The organism is Lonsdalea iberica, from assembly GCF_002111585.1.
In the GTDB taxonomy this organism is placed as follows: Bacteria; Pseudomonadota; Gammaproteobacteria; order Enterobacterales; family Enterobacteriaceae; genus Lonsdalea; species Lonsdalea iberica.
In genome coordinates this window covers 1-14,617 of the sequence record NZ_LUTP01000021.1, presented here as the reverse complement: position 1 = coordinate 14,617, position 14,617 = coordinate 1, and the positions used below count along the sequence as shown (strand labels likewise).

General features: G+C 53.5%; 17 protein-coding genes. 15 read left to right on the top strand and 2 right to left on the bottom strand.

Annotated features, from left to right (window positions below):
- Positions 1-113 precede the first annotated feature (113 nt).
- The 4 genes from kefG to slyD all read left to right on the top strand — a co-directional run bounded on the left by kefG (position 114) and on the right by slyD (position 3,374).
- Positions 114-668, top strand: coding sequence for a glutathione-regulated potassium-efflux system ancillary protein KefG (kefG, locus tag AU511_RS09805; protein ID WP_100053005.1), 555 nt, complete (start codon positions 114-116; stop codon positions 666-668).
- A gap of 1 nt (position 669) precedes the next feature.
- Positions 670-2,481, top strand: coding sequence for a glutathione-regulated potassium-efflux system protein KefB (gene kefB, locus AU511_RS09800; protein WP_094109542.1), 1,812 nt, complete (start codon positions 670-672; stop codon positions 2,479-2,481).
- A gap of 32 nt (positions 2,482-2,513) precedes the next feature.
- Positions 2,514-2,714 carry a YheV family putative zinc ribbon protein gene (locus tag AU511_RS09795; protein WP_094101816.1) on the top strand — a complete coding sequence of 67 codons (201 nt, stop codon included), beginning with the start codon at positions 2,514-2,516 and terminating at the stop codon, positions 2,712-2,714.
- Between the two features lie 93 nt (positions 2,715-2,807).
- Positions 2,808-3,374, top strand: a complete 567-nt coding sequence (slyD, locus tag AU511_RS09790) for a peptidylprolyl isomerase (protein ID WP_094101817.1) — start codon at positions 2,808-2,810, stop codon at positions 3,372-3,374.
- Positions 3,375-3,470: 96 nt separating this feature from the next.
- Here slyD and eat read toward each other — a convergent pair whose 3' ends face one another.
- Positions 3,471-4,838, bottom strand: a complete 1,368-nt coding sequence (gene eat / locus AU511_RS09785) for an ethanolamine permease (protein ID WP_094109541.1) — start codon at positions 4,836-4,838, stop codon at positions 3,471-3,473.
- Between the two features lie 298 nt (positions 4,839-5,136).
- On the opposite strand from eat, the gene AU511_RS09780 reads away from it, so the two are divergent.
- Both AU511_RS09780 and qhpR read left to right on the top strand, forming a co-directional pair.
- Positions 5,137-6,135 (top strand): phosphotransferase enzyme family protein, encoded by a 999-nt coding sequence (locus AU511_RS09780; protein WP_094109540.1) that lies wholly within the window; start codon positions 5,137-5,139, stop codon positions 6,133-6,135.
- Positions 6,136-6,362: 227 nt separating this feature from the next.
- Positions 6,363-7,406, top strand: coding sequence for an AraC-like transcriptional regulator QhpR (gene qhpR, locus AU511_RS09775; RefSeq protein ID WP_094109539.1), 1,044 nt, complete (start codon positions 6,363-6,365; stop codon positions 7,404-7,406).
- A 21-nt stretch (positions 7,407-7,427) separates the two neighbouring features.
- On the opposite strand, the gene AU511_RS09770 is transcribed toward qhpR, so the two are convergent.
- On the bottom strand, positions 7,428-7,646 hold the full coding sequence (locus tag AU511_RS09770; RefSeq protein WP_026741328.1) for a SlyX family protein: 219 nt from the start codon (positions 7,644-7,646) through the stop codon (positions 7,428-7,430).
- A gap of 215 nt (positions 7,647-7,861) precedes the next feature.
- Between AU511_RS09770 and fkpA the strand changes: the two genes are divergently transcribed.
- The 9 genes from fkpA to AU511_RS09720 form a co-directional block, all read left to right on the top strand.
- Positions 7,862-8,698 (top strand): FKBP-type peptidyl-prolyl cis-trans isomerase, encoded by an 837-nt coding sequence (gene fkpA, locus AU511_RS09765; protein WP_094101821.1) that lies wholly within the window; start codon positions 7,862-7,864, stop codon positions 8,696-8,698.
- Positions 8,699-9,230: 532 nt separating this feature from the next.
- Positions 9,231-9,953, top strand: coding sequence for a helix-turn-helix transcriptional regulator (locus tag AU511_RS09760; RefSeq protein WP_094109538.1), 723 nt, complete (start codon positions 9,231-9,233; stop codon positions 9,951-9,953).
- On the top strand, positions 9,953-10,342 hold the full coding sequence (gene tusD / locus AU511_RS09755; RefSeq protein ID WP_094101824.1) for a sulfurtransferase complex subunit TusD: 390 nt from the start codon (positions 9,953-9,955) through the stop codon (positions 10,340-10,342). Before AU511_RS09760 ends, tusD begins: the two co-directional genes overlap by 1 nt.
- 14 nt (positions 10,343-10,356) lie before the next feature.
- Positions 10,357-10,716: a sulfurtransferase complex subunit TusC gene (gene tusC, locus AU511_RS09750; RefSeq protein ID WP_094101825.1), complete on the top strand. Its 360-nt coding sequence runs from the start codon at positions 10,357-10,359 to the stop codon at positions 10,714-10,716.
- A 10-nt stretch (positions 10,717-10,726) separates the two neighbouring features.
- The gene (gene tusB, locus AU511_RS09745; RefSeq protein ID WP_094109537.1) at positions 10,727-11,014 is read left to right on the top strand and encodes a sulfurtransferase complex subunit TusB; all 288 of its coding nucleotides are present in this window, start codon (positions 10,727-10,729) and stop codon (positions 11,012-11,014) included.
- 129 nt (positions 11,015-11,143) lie between these two features.
- Positions 11,144-11,518 (top strand): 30S ribosomal protein S12, encoded by a 375-nt coding sequence (rpsL, locus tag AU511_RS09740; protein ID WP_012768095.1) that lies wholly within the window; start codon positions 11,144-11,146, stop codon positions 11,516-11,518.
- Between the two features lie 96 nt (positions 11,519-11,614).
- Positions 11,615-12,085 carry a 30S ribosomal protein S7 gene (gene rpsG, locus AU511_RS09735; RefSeq protein WP_009111198.1) on the top strand — a complete coding sequence of 157 codons (471 nt, stop codon included), beginning with the start codon at positions 11,615-11,617 and terminating at the stop codon, positions 12,083-12,085.
- Between the two features lie 95 nt (positions 12,086-12,180).
- Complete coding sequence (fusA, locus tag AU511_RS09730; RefSeq protein ID WP_094101827.1) at positions 12,181-14,289, top strand: elongation factor G; 2,109 nt, start codon at positions 12,181-12,183, stop codon at positions 14,287-14,289.
- A 68-nt stretch (positions 14,290-14,357) separates the two neighbouring features.
- A partial coding sequence (locus tag AU511_RS09720) for a GTP-binding protein (RefSeq protein WP_240503806.1) occupies positions 14,358-14,617 on the top strand: 260 nt, incomplete at its 3' end.

Sequence of the window (14,617 nt, the reverse complement as noted above, 5' to 3'; positions counted from 1 at the left end):
TAATGAGAATATGTTAAATTATGGATCAAGATTCAGGGCGGCAGCGTCCTGGTAATCCCCGCTGCGCTGCATGGTAGCGGAAAATATCTACGATGACGACGCTTTGGAGGGGAATGATGTCGCAGCCACCCAAGATTTTGCTGCTGTTTGCCCATCCGGAATTACAGGACTCGGTCGCGAATAAGCTGTTGTTACAATCCGCTCGGGGTTTAGAACATGTGACGGTACACGATTTGTACGCGAACTATCCTGATTTTTTCATTGATATTCACCATGAACAACAGTTACTGCGAGAGCACCAAATCATCGTGTTTCAACATCCGCTTTATACTTATAGCTGCCCGGCGTTACTGAAAGAGTGGCTCGACCGCGTATTGAGCCGTGGCTTCGCCAACGGCGCCGGGGGCAATGCTCTGTCAGGCAAATACTGGCGCAGCGTGGTGACGACAGGCGAGCCGGAATCCCGCTACACCTCGGAAGGCCACCAGCACTCATTCATGGATGATGTGCTGCGTCCTTTCGAGATGACGGCGACGATGTGCCATATGCGCTGGATGAAACCGTTGGTGATTTACAACGCGCGGCGAATGTCTCGCGATACGTTGCGCGAGCATGCCCATCGCTACGGAGATTGGCTGGCGGCGCCTTTGTCTGAGGGAGGGCACTGAGATGGATAGCGCTTCTACCCTGAGCGCGGGGGTTTTGTTCCTGTTCGTTACCGTATTGGCGGTGCCTATCGCTGCGCGTCTTGGTATCGGCGCGGTGCTGGGCTATTTACTGGCCGGTATCGCGATTGGTCCGTGGGGACTCGGTTTTATTCGCGACGTTTCCGCCATTCTTCATTTCTCTGAACTGGGCGTCGTGTTCCTGATGTTCATCATCGGACTTGAACTCAATCCGGCCAAATTGTGGAAACTGAGACGATCTATTTTCGGCATCGGTGCGGGTCAGGTATTGCTTAGCGCAGCGATACTGGGTGGCGTGCTGTTCATGAGTCAATTTTCCTGGCAGTCGGCCCTGATTGGCGGGATTGGGCTGGCGATGTCGTCCACCGCGATGGCGCTACAGCTGATGCGTGAAAAAGGGATGAACCGCAACGAATCTGGGCAGCTCGGTTTTTCCGTTTTACTGTTTCAGGATTTGGCGGTCATTCCCGCGTTGGCATTGATCCCTATTTTGTCGGGCGTTCAAGGGCAGATCGACGACTGGCAACATGTCGTGATGAAGGTGCTGGCGTTCGGCGGCATGCTGATTGGCGGTCGTTATCTGGTGCGCCCGTTGTTCCGGTTTATCGCCGCCTCCGGCGTGAGTGAAGTGTTTACCGCCGCTGCGCTGCTGCTGGTACTCGGCTCTGCGTTGTTTGTGGAAGCGCTGGGCCTATCGATGGCGCTCGGTACATTTATAGCAGGTGTGCTGCTGGCGGAAAGCGAGTATCGCCATGAGCTGGAGATTTCCATCGAGCCGTTTAAAGGATTGCTGCTGGGACTGTTTTTCATCTCGGTAGGGATGGCGCTCAATCTCGGCGTGTTGTACGCCAATATCGTTGAGGTCCTGCTGGGCGTCGTGATTCTGGTGTCCGTCAAAGGCCTCATCCTCTACGTGCTGGCGCGGATCTACGGACTGCGTTCGTCCGAACGGTTGCAGTTCTCGGGCGTGCTGAGTCAGGGCGGTGAGTTTGCCTTCGTGTTGTTCTCCGCGGCGGCGGCCCAGCATGTCCTGCAAGGCGATCAACTGCCGCTGCTGCTGGTCACCGTGACCTTGTCCATGATGGTGACGCCGCTGCTGATGCAGCTGATCGACCGTATTCTGGCGCGGCGTTACAACGCGCCGGAAGAGTCGACGGAAAAACACTATGTGGAAGATGATGAGCCGCAGGTGATTGTGGTGGGCTTTGGGCGCTTTGGTCAGGTGATTGGCCGCCTGCTGATGGCGAACAAAAAGCGCATTACCGTCCTTGAGCGAGATATCAGCGCAGTCAGTCTGATGAGGAGCTACGGTTATAAGGTGTATTACGGTGACGCCACCTCGGTGGACTTACTCCGTTCCGCGGGCGCGGAGCAGGCGCAGTCGATCGTGATCACCTGCAACGACCCTGAAGATACGATGGCCATCGTGCATCTGTGCCAGCAGCATTTCCCGCATCTGAAGATACTGGCGCGCGCTCGTGGTCGCGTGGAAGCGCACGAGCTATTGCAGTCAGGCGTGACGCAGTTTTCCCGCGAAACGTTTTCCAGTGCGTTGGAGTTGGGGCGTAAAACGCTGGTCTCTTTGGGGATGCATCCCCATCAGGCTCACCGATCGCAACAGCATTTCCGTCGTCTGGATATGCGTATGCTGCGTGAACTGATGCCAGAGCGTCAGGCTGAAGGCGAGGGCGCTCAGATCTCGCGGGTCAAAGAGGCCCGTCGTGAACTGGAAGATATTTTCCAGCGTGAGATGCAGCATGAGCGTCGGCGACTGGATGATTGGGATGAAACATAATCGCTCACAGGTTGATTGGACGGAAAAACATCATGTCGACGCAACGAAAACGGTTTATTGCCGGTGCGGTTTGCCCTGAGTGTCATACGCAGGATACCCTGACGGTCGGGATGGAAGATGTTGAGGAAGTCGTTAACTGCGTCAAATGTGGTTATCGCCAGAGCCGGCCGGAGGCAAAGCAGCAGTCTGCGGAGCGTCAGGACGAGCACATTATTGGCATGTTTCACCCTTAATAAGCGTGGTAGCGAATTTTGATTCCGTGCAGTAATGGGGATGTTTTTCAGCTACAATTCGCGCCAAAGCGATTTCCAACGGTAGGAGATATCATGAAAGTAGCAAAAGACCTGGTGGTCAGCCTGGCCTATCAGGTACGTACAGAAGACGGTGTATTGGTTGATGAGTCTCCGGTGAGTGCACCGCTGGACTATCTGCACGGTCGCGGCTCGCTCATTTCCGGCCTGGAAAAAGCGCTGGACGGTCGTGCGGTCGGCGAACGTTTCGATATCAAAGTAGGCCCGAATGAGGCTTACGGCAACTATGACGAAAATCTGGTACAGCGCGTACCGAAAGATGTCTTCATGGGTGTGGACGAGCTGCAGGTCGGCATGCGTTTCCTGGCTGAAACCGATCAGGGTCCGGTGCCTGTCGAAATTACTGAAGTTCAGGACGAGCACGTCGTGGTTGATGGTAACCACATGCTGGCGGGCCAGAACCTGAGCTTCAATGTCGAAGTCGTTGCAATTCGCGAAGCGACGGCGGAAGAGCTGGAGCACGGTCATGTTCACGGCGAACACGATCACGACCACGAGGGTTGCTGCGGCGGTCACGACCACGACCATGACCACGGTAATGGCGGTTGCGGCGGTCACGGCGGATGCGGCTGCCAGCACTAAGGGCGGCTTCACCTCTAAAAGCCCGGCGCTGCGTCATGCAGGCCGGGTTTTTTTACGTCTGATGTTTTCGATGGCGGGTAGGCTGAGGCTGAGGAATTACTCTTTTCCCATCAACATGTCATCCTGCGGCGCATTGAAGCGTTGGGCTTTAGTGAGCAGGAAGTAGATGTAAGCCGTGGCCATCAGCGCGATGAAAAGGGCGCCGATGAGCGGGTTGAACCACAGCATCGCCACTAAGCACAGACAGGCCAGCGCCAAGGCGATCCCCGGTATGATCGGATAGCCGGGCGCCAGGTAGGTACGTTCGAGCTCCGGCGCGGTGCGACGCAGCCGGAACAGACTCAGCATACTCATGATGTACATCACAATAGCCCCGAATACGGCCATTGTAATCATCGCGGCGGTGAGACTCATTCCCTGCAGGTTGATCCAGCTGTCGCTAAAAATAGCGGCAATCCCGATAACGCCGCCGGTGAGGATCGCCCGGTGCGGCGTTCTGAAGCGAGACAGCTTGGCCAACCCGGTCGGCAGGTAGCCCGCTCTGGCAAGTGCGAAAAACTGCCGAGAGTAGCCGAGAATGATGCCGTGGAAGCTGGCAATCAGCCCGAACAGACCAATCCACACCAGCATGTGCATCCACCCCGAATGGGCGCCCACCACGGCTTTCATCGCCTGCGGCAGCGGGTCGTTAATATTGGACAGCGTCCGCCAGTCGCCCACGCCGCCCGCCAGCAACATCACGCCCAGCGCCAGACTTACCAGCGTCATTATGCCGGTGATATAGGCTTTAGGGATGGTCCGCTTTGGATCTTTGGCTTCTTCCGCTGCCATCGCCGCGCCCTCTATCGCCAGGAAGAACCAGATAGCGAAGGGGATCGCCGCGAAGATGCCGGACAGCGCAGGCAGGCCGAAGTTATCGCTGCCTGCCCAACCGTTGGCGACAAAGTGGTTGATACTGAAGCCGGGCGCGACGACGCCCATAAAGACCAGCAGTTCGAATACCGCCAGCAGGGTGACGCAAAGTTCGAACATCGCGGCGAGTTTCACACCCAGAATATTCAGCCCCATAAACACCAAATAGGCGCCCGTTGCGGCATAGCGCGGGTCCAGATTGGGAAACTGTACGTTCAGATAGGCGCCGATCGCCATCGAGATAGCCGGAGGGGCAAAAACGAATTCAATCAGCGTCGCCATACCGGCGATCATTCCACCGGTTTCGCCGAAAGCACGACGGCTGTAGGCGAAAGGACCGCCGGCGTGAGGTATGGCTGTGGTCAGCTCGGTAAAACTGAAGATGAAACAGGTATACATGGCGGCGATCATGAGGGTAGTGACCAAAAATCCGAGCGTGCCTGCGACGCCCCAGCCGTAGCTCCAGCCAAAATACTCGCCGGAAATGACCAGACCGACGGCGATCCCCCAAAGATGCAGGGCCCCCAACGTGGGTTTTAACTGCATTGTCATGATGTTATCCCCTCTAAAGTATGGATGAAATGAACCGCATTTTTATAGGTACAACAGCTGGGTATGGCGTCTAAGGGCATTTTCTGCGGTGGGCTGCATCCGCTCGATGATGACGCCGTTGTGGGCGCGGATACTTGACACTAACGAGGTGTTTTTTGCGCTCTGGGGTCAAAGAAGAAAAGGAGAGAGGGCAGGTTGTCGTCTGCGGTCAACTTTTACTGCCTTTACGTCAAGCATCGGAATGGCCGTCATTACATGCTGAAGGTCTGTAAGCCACTTCCTTGGATGAGATCTTACGATGGCGGAACAATACGATACGCTTGATAACATCACGATGAGCCGGTTAGCGGCGCGGGCGATGGGCCGCTACTCTGCCGAGCTTCAGGGTACGCTGACGCTGCTGTGCCGTTCGGAAAATGCGACCTATCGGCTGGATGCCGGTGGAAAACGTTATGCCATGCGTATTCACCGGCCCGGCTATCACCATCGCGATGATATCAACGGCGAACTGAGCTGGTTGGCTGAATTGCGTCAGGAAGGCATCATCGTGCCGGAACCGCTGATGGGTCAGGATGGAAGCGCGGTGCAGACCGTGTCATTAGAGGACGGCGTGGAACGCAATGTCGTGCTCTTTCACTGGATTGAGGGCGAGATGCCGACGACCGATGTGGACGGCTCGGCCTTCGAGCAACTGGGCCGGATCACCGCCCGGCTGCATCAGCACAGTCGCCGTTGGCAGCCCCCTACCGGCTTTCGTCGTATCGTATGGGATCACGAAACGATGGTCGGGCCGAACGCGCATTGGGGGCGTTGGCAGGACGCGCCCTACCTTTTTCCGTCCGACCATCCTGTTATCGAAGAAACGATAAGGCGGGTGAGCGCAGTGCTGGCCGACTACGGTAAATCATCGCAGCGCTACGGATTGATCCATGCGGATCTGCGTTTGACGAATCTCTTGCTGCTGCGCGGGGAAACACGGGTGATTGACTTCGATGACTGCGGTTTGGGCTGGTATCTGCACGATCTCGCTGCGGCCATCAGCTTTGTCGAGCATCATCCGCGAGCGCCTGAATGGGTAGAAGGTTGGTTGAGGGGCTATCAACAGATCTGTCCCTTGAGCGACGCAGACTTGGCGGTGATCCCTTCGCTAATTGTGCAGCGCCGCATCCAGATGACGGCCTGGATTGGTTCCCATCAGCAAACGGAACAGGCCAAAAGCATGGGTGAACGTTGGTGCCCCAATACCGTCAGGCTGTGCCAGCGATATCTGGACGGTGGGCTGCCGGTAGGGGCCTAGCCCGCGCTTTTCGAAAACTATTTGCACCATCTCAAGGCACCGCTGTAGTGCGGCAGTGCCTCTTTTCGATTTTGCCGGCCTGTCTTCCTCCGTATTCTTCGGTCCTCCCAATATTATCCCACTGTTTTACCGGGTAACCGCCTGGAGCCGTCAGCCATAGCCATCCGCTGGTATGGAAATTGCTTTTTCTGTTCGATTTGACGTCTTGTATGACAGAGGGGGACATTATGGAAACACCGTCGTTTCGGCTTCCTCCGCCGGCGGGCATTCCGCTCGGCCACCGGGGCGTACTGGCAGCGGCAGCGGCAGGGTTGGGTCAATTCATCGGAGATAATGGCGGCGATGCCGACCGCATTCTCGGCATTAGCGGTATTGATCCGGAGCTGTTGGCCTGCCCAACGCTCAGTGTCGGGTTGGTCAACTACTGTCGCGTACTGGAAGAGGCGGCGCGTTACTCTGACTGCACCAATTTTGGTCTGCATTACGGCAGGCAGTTCAAACCGCAGGCGCTCGGGTTGATAGGCTACGTTGGGTTATGCAGTGCCACCCTCGAGCAGGCATTGCATAACGTTGCCCATGCTTTTCCATTTCATCAGCACGATACGCTGGTGCGCCTAGTCGATAAGGGCGAGTGTTGGCGTTTTGACTATCAGGTACGTCATGGCGCGATCCTGCACTGTCGGCAGGATGCCGAGCTGACGTTGGGTATGATTCTGAACCTTGTACGCCACGCCGCCGGCAAGCATTGGGCTCCGCGGGAGGTGCATTTCGAACACCCTCGGCCGGAGCAGTGGCATGAGCACTGTAAAGTGTTTGATGCGCCGGTTTACTTCGACCAGCCGTTCAATTCGCTGTTGATTCCCAAGCGCGACTTGCTTAAAGCCATGCCGCAACACGATCCGTTGCTGCTGTTGGTCGTGCAAGATTCTCTGCGGCAGTTGAACAGCGATGTGCAGCAGCAGAGCGTGGTGGATATGGCGCGCGCTCAACTGCGTCAGGGACTTTCGCAGGGAGAGCCTTCGCTGGACGAGGTGGCGGAAAATATCGGTTTGTCGAGCTGGTCGCTGCAGCGGAGGTTGAAGAATGCGGGTATCACCTTCACTCAACTGGTGGAGAAGGTGCGCTGTGAAATGGCGACGCACTATTTGCAGCAGCGGCAGCTCTCAATTTCTGAAATGGCTTTTTTACTGGGGTACTCGGAGGTGAGTGCGTTTTCCCGGGCATTTCGCCGTTGGTTTGGCATCAGTCCGCGCCAGTGGCGTAAGGCTTAGCACGACGGCAGAACGATGTATTTAGTAGTGCGGCGGAGGTGTTTCTTCAGACTGCGAGGCAATCAGAGACGGTGCCGTCGCCTTCAGTTTATCCACCAGCAAGTGCAGTTGTTCACGCACTCTGGCCATCTCCAGTTCATGCTGGACCACGGTTTGGTTCAGCTCCTCAATCGTTATCTCCTGAAACGCGATGCGGCTTTCCAGTAGTTCAAGGCGCTGTTCGAGTAATTGCTGCGACATGTGACTTCCTCCCAGACGGTCAGCGGTAGAGTTTGTCAGAAAGCGGAAACTTCTGGTAGTAAAAATGGTCGGAGTAGGGCGCAATGAGCGTATAAGGGAATTTTATCGAAGATAGCGGTGTGTTCGTTGTAATGTCTCCGCACACACAGCTATAGTAGTTTCGACTTTTTAAATGATTACCGGGGCCTACCGGGTCTCGGATGCTGGAGAGATGGATGAAATCACTGTTTAAAGTAACGCTGCTAGCAACCACAATGACACTGGCTTTGAATACCGGCGCAATGGCCGCGGAGACAGCAAAAGCGTCCGATAGCAGCTCGACAAGTACGACAACAGCAAAATTCAACAACGATGAACAGGCTGCGGCATACGCGTTGGGCGCCTCTCTGGGACGTTACATGGATAATTCCCTGAAAGAGCAAGAAAAACTTGGCATCAAGCTCGATAAAGAACAGCTGATCCAAGGCGTGCAGGACGCGTTTGCGGACAAGAGCAAACTGTCTGATGAAGAAATCGAAAAAACGTTGCAGTCATTTGAGGGCCGTGTGAAAGAAGCGGCTAAAATCAAAATGAAGCAAGATGCGAAAGAGAACGCGGACAAAGGTACTAAATACCGCGATACTTTTGCCAAAGAAAAAGGCGTGAAGAAAACTAACTCCGGCCTGCTTTATCAGGTAGAAAAGGAAGGCACGGGCGCAGCGCCGAAAGACAGTGATACCGTGGTAGTCAACTACAAAGGTACGCTGGTTGACGGCAATGAGTTCGACAACTCCTACAAACGCGGTGAACCGCTTTCTTTCCGTCTGGATGGCGTCATTCCGGGTTGGACCGAAGGCCTGAAACACGTCAAGAAAGGCGGCAAGATTAAAATGGTCATCCCGCCGGCACTGGCTTACGGTGAAACGGGCGTACCGGGCATTCCAGCCAACTCTACGCTGGTATTTGACGTGGAACTGCTGGACATCAAATCTGAAGCTGAAGCTAAAACGGCTGAAGCTGCAAAAGCTGAAAAACCAGCTGACGAGAAAGCTGCTCAGCCAAGCGCTAAGTAATACAGCGCTTTGCCACGAAGAACCGCAGGTCATCCTGCGGTTTTTTTATGCATGGGCATAATGTAGTGAGTACCATTAGATTTCCACCTTCTAAAATCATCACTCAAAATGACGATAAGCGTTTGTCGCTATAGGTTAATTTCGATAAGCAGCAGAAAACTATCGTCTGCATAAACGGCAATGTGAGACACAGCAGGAACGAGCATAACCGCATTTTATCCGCCGTCTATGGCATAGATGATGGGGCGCGAGCCCCTACGGTCTTCCTTTTCGATGTGATAAACGCGGCAAAAACCTTCGCAGGCGTTATACTGCTCCAGCGCGGTAGCCAATCCCAAGCTGATTTCCCCCCTCTGATAAGTCTGCCTTTAACGGGCGAGAAACGCTGACGAAAGCAGGTATCATGGAGGTCTCATCCTTTCAGTCTTGCGGTATGACGCCGCGAATTTCAGGGACGAGAGAGGGGGAGTTTTGGTAGACTAACCCTCCTGTCAATACGATCAATTGAATGACATTGAAGGTGGTGTTTGCCATGTCTAGTTCGCTTCTTTCAGCAGAGTCGAATGAGCTTGATTTGCTGGATGAACGTCCGTTTTCACAAACGGATTACGAAATCCTGAAGTCGTATGAAGCCGTCGTTGATGGTTTAGCGATGCTAATCGGTGAACACTGCGAAGTCGTGCTGCATTCGCTGGAAAATTTAAAATGTTCCGCGGTGCGTATCGCGAATGGCGAGCATACCGGGCGTAAAATCGGTTCGCCTATCACCGATATGGCGCTACGGATGGTGCATGATATGGCCGGTGAAGACAGCAGCGTGTCGCAGGTGTATTTCACACGCGCCAAAAGCGGCATGCTGATGAAGTCAATCATCATCGCTATTCGTAATCGTGAGCAGCGTGTGATTGGTCTGCTGTGTATGAACATGAATTTGGACGTGCCGTTCTCACAAATCATGCAAACATTTATGCCGCCTGAGATTAAAGCGGTGGCATCTTCCGTTAACTTCGCGTCTTCCGTGGAAGATTTGGTCACGCAAACGTTGGAGTTCACCATCGAAGAGGTGAACAGCGATCGCAATGTGTCCAATAACGCCAAGAACCGGCAGATTGTGCTTAACCTTTATGAGAAAGGGATTTTCGATATTAAGGATGCCATCAATCAGGTTGCCGATCGGTTGAATATCTCCAAGCACACCGTGTATCTCTATATTCGCCAGTTCAAAAACGGCGACCTCAGCGGGCATGATCGCTAATGCTGGAATACTGTCTGCTGGTCACCGGACCGGCATATGGAACACAGCAGTCGAGCAGCGCACTTCAGTTTGCGCAGACGCTGCTGGCCGCAGGCTATCGGCTCCAAAGCGTATTTTTTTATCGGGAAGGCGTACTCAACGCGAACCAGTTGACCTCCCCGGCCAACGACGAATTCGATATCGTGCGGGCCTGGCAACATTTGCATGAGGAGCATCAGGTCGCGTTGAATGTCTGCGTCGCGGCTGCGTTACGCCGCGGCGTCACCGATAGCGATCAGGCGGCTCAGTTGAAACTGAACGGCGCGAACCTGCAGCCGGGATTCAGTCTGAGTGGCCTGGGCGAACTGGCTCAATCCGTACTGACCTGCGACAGGGTCGTGCAGTTTTAACGCGGGCTCATGCTATGAAACGTGTCGCTTTTGTATTTACCCATTCCCCGCACGGCAGCGCTTCTGGTAGAGAAGGGCTGGATGCGCTTTTGGCGATGTCTGCGTTGACGGAAGACATCGGCGTATTTTTCCTCTCAGACGGTGTTTTCCAGCTTCTGCCGGAGCAACAGCCGGGCGTGATTCTCATGCGCGACTACATTGCGACCTTTGGCGTCCTACCGCTATACGATATCGATCAATGTTATGTTTGCGAGCGGTCATTACAGCAGCGTGGCATTTCAAAAGACACCCAGTGGGTTTTGCCGGTCGAAGTTCAGCCTTCGGAAAAACTGTCCCAAACATTGAAAACTTACGATACCGTTCTTACCTTCTAGTGAGACATTTATGCTGCATACACTTTCTCGCTCCCCGTATCAGATCGATATAGATGCCATGTTGCGCAACGTCGGAAGCGAAGATGTCATTCTCCTATTTCAGGATGGCGTGACGGCGGCGCTGGCCGATGCCGCGATGCTTATACCTATACTGGCCGTGGGCGTGCCCGTTTATGCCCTAAAAGAAGATGCCTCGGCGCGGGGAATAATTGCTCAAATATCGAGCGGCGTGGCGCTGATTGGCTATAATGAATTTGTAAAACTCACGGCCCAACATTCCGGACAGATGGCCTGGTAGCGGTATTTTTGTATATTTCTTGACTCCTCATCCGGGCAGCCCTAAAATTCTGCGTCCTTATACTTTGCCTTGTGCAAGTATGAGACGATTTATTACGTGTTTACGAAGCAAAACCCAGGAGCTTTTTGAATGGCAACAATTAACCAGCTGGTACGCAAGCCGCGCTCACTGAAGGTTGCTAAAAGCAACGTTCCAGCGCTGGAAGCATGCCCGCAGAAACGTGGCGTATGTACTCGTGTATATACTACCACCCCGAAAAAACCGAACTCCGCACTGCGTAAAGTTTGCCGTGTTCGTCTGACTAACGGTTTTGAAGTTACCTCCTATATTGGTGGTGAAGGTCATAACCTGCAGGAGCACTCCGTGATCCTGATCCGCGGCGGTCGTGTTAAAGACTTGCCGGGTGTGCGTTACCACACCGTTCGTGGCGCGCTGGACTGCTCAGGTGTTAAAGACCGTAAGCAATCCCGTTCCAAATACGGCGTGAAGAAGCCAAAGGCTTAATGGTTCTCCGTTAAGTAAGGCCAAACGTTTTAACTTTAATGTCAAACTAAACTCGTAGAGTTTTGGACAATCCTGAATTAACAACGGAGTATTTCCATGCCACGTCGTCGCGTCATTGGTCAGCGTAAAATTCTGCCGGATCCTAAGTTCGGATCTGAATTACTGGCCAAATTTGTAAATATCCTGATGGTAGATGGTAAAAAATCTACTGCAGAAGCAATCGTCTATACCGCGCTGGAGACCCTGGCTCAGCGTTCTGGTAAAGACCACCTGGAAGCCTTTGAAGTAGCTCTGGACAACGTGCGTCCGACTGTCGAAGTTAAGTCTCGCCGTGTTGGTGGTTCTACTTATCAGGTACCAGTTGAAGTACGTCCGGTTCGTCGTAATGCCCTGGCAATGCGTTGGATCGTAGAAGCTGCTCGTAAACGCGGTGATAAATCCATGGCTTTGCGCCTGGCGAACGAACTTTCCGATGCAGCAGAAAACAAAGGCACTGCTGTTAAAAAACGTGAAGACGTTCACCGTATGGCTGAAGCCAACAAGGCGTTCGCTCACTACCGCTGGTAATACCGGTGTAGATGTTAATAACCCAGCGGGCGCCTCAAAGGCTAACCCGTTTGGGTTTTTTACTACTTTGAACGCCCTAGGAATAGAGGAAACAAATGGCTCGTACAACACCCATTGCACGCTACCGTAATATCGGTATCAGTGCACACATCGACGCCGGTAAGACCACCACCACTGAACGTATTCTGTTCTACACTGGTGTGAATCACAAAATCGGTGAAGTTCATGACGGCGCTGCCACCATGGACTGGATGGCGCAGGAGCAGGAGCGTGGTATTACCATCACCTCCGCGGCGACGACTGCCTTCTGGTCAGGTATGGCCAAGCAGTATGAACCACATCGCATCAACATCATCGACACCCCGGGGCACGTTGACTTCACCATCGAAGTTGAACGTTCCATGCGTGTACTGGATGGCGCGGTAATGGTTTACTGTGCGGTAGGTGGTGTTCAGCCGCAGTCTGAAACTGTATGGCGTCAGGCTAACAAATATCATGTTCCGCGCATCGCGTTCGTTAACAAAATGGACCGCATGGGCGCGAACTTCCTGAAAGTGGTAAACCAGATTAAAACCCGTTTGGGTGCGAATCCGGTTCCACTTCAGCTGGCTATCGGTGCTGAAGAGCACTTCACTGGTGTTGTTGACCTGGTGAAAATGAAAGCCATCAACTGGAATGAAGCTGATCACGGTATTACCTTCGACTATGAAGAAATTCCAGCTGATATGCAGGAACTGGCCCAGGAATGGCACCAGAACCTGATCGAGTCTGCTGCTGAAGCTTCTGAAGAGCTGATGGATAAATACCTCGGCGGTGAAGAACTGACCGAAGAAGAAATCAAGAAAGCACTGCGTCAGCGCGTTCTGAACAACGAAATCATTCTGGTTACCTGTGGTTCCGCGTTCAAGAACAAGGGCGTACAGGCAATGCTGGATGCGGTAATTGATTACCTGCCGGCGCCGACAGAAGTTCCGCCAATCAGCGGTATTCTGGACGATGGTAAAGACACTCCGGCTGTACGTCATTCCGATGACAAAGAACCGTTTTCTGCCTTGGCGTTCAAAATTGCGACCGACCCGTTTGTTGGTAACCTGACGTTCTTCCGCGTGTACTCCGGTGTGGTTAACTCCGGTGATACCGTGCTGAACTCAGTGAAATCGGCTCGCGAGCGTTTTGGTCGTATCGTACAGATGCACGCCAACAAGCGTGAAGAGATCAAAGAAGTTCGTGCAGGTGATATCGCCGCTGCTATCGGTCTGAAAGACGTGACGACCGGTGATACGCTGTGTAATCCTGAGCATGCGATCATCTTGGAACGTATGGAGTTCCCGGAACCAGTTATCTCTATCGCCGTAGAACCGAAAACCAAAGCTGACCAAGAAAAAATGGGTCTGGCTCTGGGCCGTCTGGCGAAAGAAGACCCCTCATTCCGCGTATGGACTGACGAAGAGTCAAACCAGACCATTATCGCTGGTATGGGTGAGCTGCACCTTGAAATCATCGTTGACCGTATGCGTCGCGAATTCAACGTGGAAGCCAACATCGGTAAACCGCAGGTTGCTTACCGTGAAACCATCCGTGACACCGTTAAGGATGTTGAAGGTAAACATGCTAAACAGTCCGGTGGTCGTGGTCAGTATGGTCATGTCGTAATCGATATGATGCCGCTGGAACCAGGTGGTGAAGGATACGAATTTGTCAACGAAATCAAAGGTGGTGTGATTCCTGGTGAATACATCCCGGCCGTTGACAAAGGTATTCAGGAACAGCTGAAAGCAGGTCCGATGGCGGGTTACCCTGTTGTGGATATCAAAGTGCGTCTGCACTTCGGTTCTTACCATGACGTCGACTCCTCTGAACTGGCCTTTAAACTGGCTGCTTCTATCGCGTTTAAAGAAGCATTTAAACGTGCGAAGCCTGTCCTGCTTGAGCCGGTCATGAAAGTTGAAGTAGAAACGCCGGAAGACTACATGGGTGATGTGATCGGTGATCTTAACCGTCGTCGTGGTATCATCGAAGGTATGGAAGACACTGCTACTGGCAAGACTATCCGTGCCCAGGTTCCGTTGTCAGAAATGTTTGGTTATGCTACTGACCTGCGTTCGCAGACTCAGGGTCGTGCTTCTTACTCCATGGAGTTCCTGAAGTACGCCGAAGCACCGAACAACGTTGCCCAGACTGTTATCGAAGCCCGTGGTAAATAATCCGGGTTTAACATATTGATCCCGTGCTCTCTCCGTGAGGAGGGGGCACTCGAGTAAGGAATAACGCCGTGTCTAAAGAAAAATTTGAACGTACAAAACCCCATCTCAACGTCGGTACTATCGGCCACGTTGACCATGGTAAAACCACTCTGACTGCAGCTATCACTTCCGTACTGGCTAAAACCTACGGTGGTTCAGCTCGCGCATTCGATCAGATCGATAACGCGCCGGAAGAAAAAGCGCGTGGTATCACCATCAACACGTCTCACGTTGAATACGATACCCCGACTCGTCACTACGCGCACGTTGACTGCCCAGGCATGCCGAC